Source organism: Ornithinimicrobium cerasi (genome assembly GCF_003702705.1).
Taxonomy (GTDB): domain Bacteria; phylum Actinomycetota; class Actinomycetes; order Actinomycetales; family Dermatophilaceae; genus Ornithinicoccus; species Ornithinicoccus cerasi.
Genome location: NZ_QZMN01000042.1, coordinates 1 through 3,182 on the forward strand (window position 1 = coordinate 1; position 3,182 = coordinate 3,182).

A 3,182-nucleotide genomic window follows, 5' to 3' on the forward strand; every position below is an offset into this window, starting at 1 on the left:
CGGGGAGGACGGCTACGCTCGTCCGACATTGCCGCGGGGAGGACGGCTACGCTCGTCCGACATTGCCGCGGTGAGCGTGGCCGCACGCTACTGCCGCGTGGAGGACGGCTACGCTCGTCCGACATTGCCGCTGCGGGTGCACGTGGCTCTCGCGCGACGCTAGTGCGCTCCTGCGGCGCGCCTCATCAGTATGAGTGGGGTGAGGTAGTGCTCGAGCACCATGCCGCCGAGGTCTTCGACAGCACATGCTGCCTCTTCGACTTCGGCGGCGGTCCAGTTGCTGAACGTAGTGAATAGGTCCTTGACCTGTGCGGTCGTCAATTCAACGGTCCACGCGAACTCTTCCACGTGCGTGGTCACGAAGTGCCCGCTGGCCGTCAGCCGGCGAGCCCATGAGGCCGTGTCCAGCTCGCCTGGTGTGGATCCGGACGGGACCGGTGTGCGGCGTGCCGCGATCTGGCTGACGCGTTCCCGGAATGCCGTGAGGGGCGCCGCGGGATTGCCGAACGCGGTCCGGCAAACAGCGAGGTGACCACCGGGAACAACGGTGCGGTGCAGCTTCGGCAGGACTACGGGAAGGTCGAACCAGTGGATCGCCGTCGCGACGACGGCCAAGTCGAAGGCAGCATCTGGCAGTACCACCGCTTCCGCCGTGCCCAGGTACACGATGACCTCAGGCCAACGTTGCTTTAGAAGCGCGGCGAGAGCAGGGCCCGGCTCGACCGCTGTGACCGTGGCACCGGCCCTCAGCATGGGTCCGGTTGCCTGTCCGGAGCCAGCACCTAGCTCCACGACCCGAGTGCCGGCGCCGAGCACGCGGAGCTCACCCAACCGGTCCCACAACACCTGCGGATATGGTGGCCGCCCGCGGTCATAGACCGCGGCATGAGCGTTGAAGTGCCTCGGGTCGGGACCTACTTGATCAGGCACACGAGCAGACTACGCATAGGAAGGCAGTTCGGGTCTGCGGCCCGGCCGCGCTCAGCGCCCGCCTGAGCTACCGAGGCCTCGCCGTAGGCACACGAGTCATCCCTGTATGCCGCAGAGCGTGAAACGCAGGGTCGGTCCGTATCGAAGGCAGTGGCTCAGCACCACCAGAAGGCCAGAGATCAGGAATTTTCGACCGGGATACCCCAAGCAGTGGCTTGTCGATTCCTTGGGTCCTGGTCCGGGTGCCAAGCGAAGGAGTAGCCGGCACCAATCAGGACCGATCCGGCTTCCATCGCCTCGACGCCATTGCCGACGTCCACCGTGAGCGGGCCTTCCTCTCCCCAACGGCTAGCCTCCCTGGCAGAATCCCCAAGCAGACCGCGAACTCTGCGTGCGGTCTCGGCGTCCACCGCGGTGATCCACGTCGACCTCGGCGAAGTCGCGATTAAGAGTCGAGTCATACGGCGAGGCTCTCACAGCTGGGAAGGCGTCAATCCGGCACATCGACTCCCTCCCGCTCTGCGGCTCTCACTAGCTCGTCGGGGGCGCCGCTGGCCACGTCCAAGGCACCGTCAGGCAAGTCCCACCGCTCCCGCTGCCGCCCGGCCTCATCAAGTAAGCGTGTGTCACTGAGAAGTGGCGCGGTTGCCACAGGACGTCACTCACTCTAATGCCGCTGGTTGCGTCTCTCGCTCGGGGTGAGATAAGGATGTCTGAATGTGGCGAAGGCTGATTGAGGCGGGCACTGGTCTTACACGCCGTCGTTAACCCTGGACGCAAGGCCGCGAACGGGCCCGGACGCACCGGCTATAGCGGTCCGCTCGGGGTGCCCCGATGCGTCTACGCGTGGATCCGGGAACGGTGGACAGATCGGGTTGCCCGGAGGACGCTGAACTTGCCCGGGCGACGGTGCCCGGCCTTGACGAAGGGATCAAGATGAAGACACTTGAGGGCGCGGGGGCAGCCTTCGCGAGCGCGCCACGCACCCGACTGGGGCGAGCCCTGATGCCGCTTGTGGCGCTGGCCGTGCTGCTCGGCCTGATGGGCACCCCGGCGCACGCGATAACGGGCGGTCAGCCGGACGGCGACCGACACCCCTACGTGGCACTCCTGCTGGCTCCAGGGCTCACGTTTTGCAGTGGCGCGCTGGTCTCGGAGCGAACGATTCTGACGGCCGGTCACTGCACCGACGGCTGGGACAGCCTCGAGGTCGAGCAGATCCTGGTCAGCTTCGACCCGCAGGCCGAGGTGGACGAGGACTGGCTGCCGGTCGACGCCTCAGACTGGTACACCGCCTCCGAGTGGCTGACCCACCCCGACTACGTCGACGCCGAGTGGCCGTTCACCTACGACTACGGCCTGCTCTACCTCGACGAGCCGGTGACGGGCATCGCGCCTGCGGACCTGCCGCAGGCCGGCCAGCTGCAGCCGATCATCGACAGCAACGGCCAGGTCAGCCAACGTTTCACGGACGTGGGTTACGGCATCCAGGGCGCGGTCGTGGGTGACGGCCCACCACGGCGTGCGATCACCTGGGAGCGCAAGATGGCGGTGCAGCGCTACGCGCCGGGCAATGGCTCCACCAGCGGGCTGTTCCACGAAACGTGGTTCATCGTCAACAACGTGCCTTCCCCGATCCACGGAGGCGCCTGCGGGGGCGACTCGGGCTCCCCGGTCCTGTGGGGCGCCACCGACACGATCGTCGCGGTGCACACAGGTGGCTACAGCATGGGTCGCGATGGCGTGCTCTGCGGTCGCAAGACCAGCCTGAACCACCGCATCGACCAGCCCATAGTGCTGGACTGGATCATCGAGAACACCCGCTGAGTCAAGCGTCGCATCGCGAGCCCACTGCCGGGCGTGGCCAAAGCCGCGCCCGGCAGTCTCTACGTCCAGTCTGCTCAACGCCTAGGAGCGCGCTGATTAATCCGCGCGCCGCGGATACTGATCGGGTCCCGGTTGAGATCCTTCTCTCATGCAGGGTGAGGCTGATCGGCAGCGGCAGCTGTTGGACGTGGAGGCGTTGGCGGGGCATCTGTTGCCGGCGGGGAGCGTGTTCGCGTTCCTGGCCGAGCACCGGTTGCGGTTGTTCCCGGCGGAGATGTTCGTTGACCTGTTCCCCTCGGGGCGGGGCCGGCCCTCGGTCCCGCCGGAGGTAATCGCCTCGGTGCTGGTGCTGCAGAGCAATGATCAGAACCTGTGGATGGCTCTCGGCGGGGTGACGTGAAAGTGGCGTACCTCCCGAGCAAGAT

Annotated in this window: 2 protein-coding genes and 1 pseudogene; 2 read left to right on the forward strand and 1 reads right to left on the reverse strand. The window is 66.6% G+C overall.

Annotated elements, in window-relative coordinates; genetic code table 11:
• Nucleotides 1-159: 159 nt before the first annotated feature.
• Complete coding sequence (locus tag D4B81_RS17590) at nucleotides 160-930, reverse strand: methyltransferase domain-containing protein (protein WP_122263958.1); 771 nt, start codon at nucleotides 928-930, stop codon at nucleotides 160-162.
• A gap of 846 nt (nucleotides 931-1,776) precedes the next feature.
• Between D4B81_RS17590 and D4B81_RS17595 the strand changes: the two genes are divergently transcribed.
• Both D4B81_RS17595 and D4B81_RS17600 read left to right on the forward strand, forming a co-directional pair.
• Entirely contained in the window at nucleotides 1,777-2,757 is a 981-nt protein-coding gene (locus D4B81_RS17595) for a trypsin-like serine protease (RefSeq protein ID WP_161965294.1), read from the forward strand.
• Between the two features lie 148 nt (nucleotides 2,758-2,905).
• Nucleotides 2,906-3,115 (forward strand): annotated as a pseudogene (locus D4B81_RS17600) (IS5/IS1182 family transposase); the annotation flags it as partial.
• Nucleotides 3,116-3,182 lie beyond the last annotated feature (67 nt).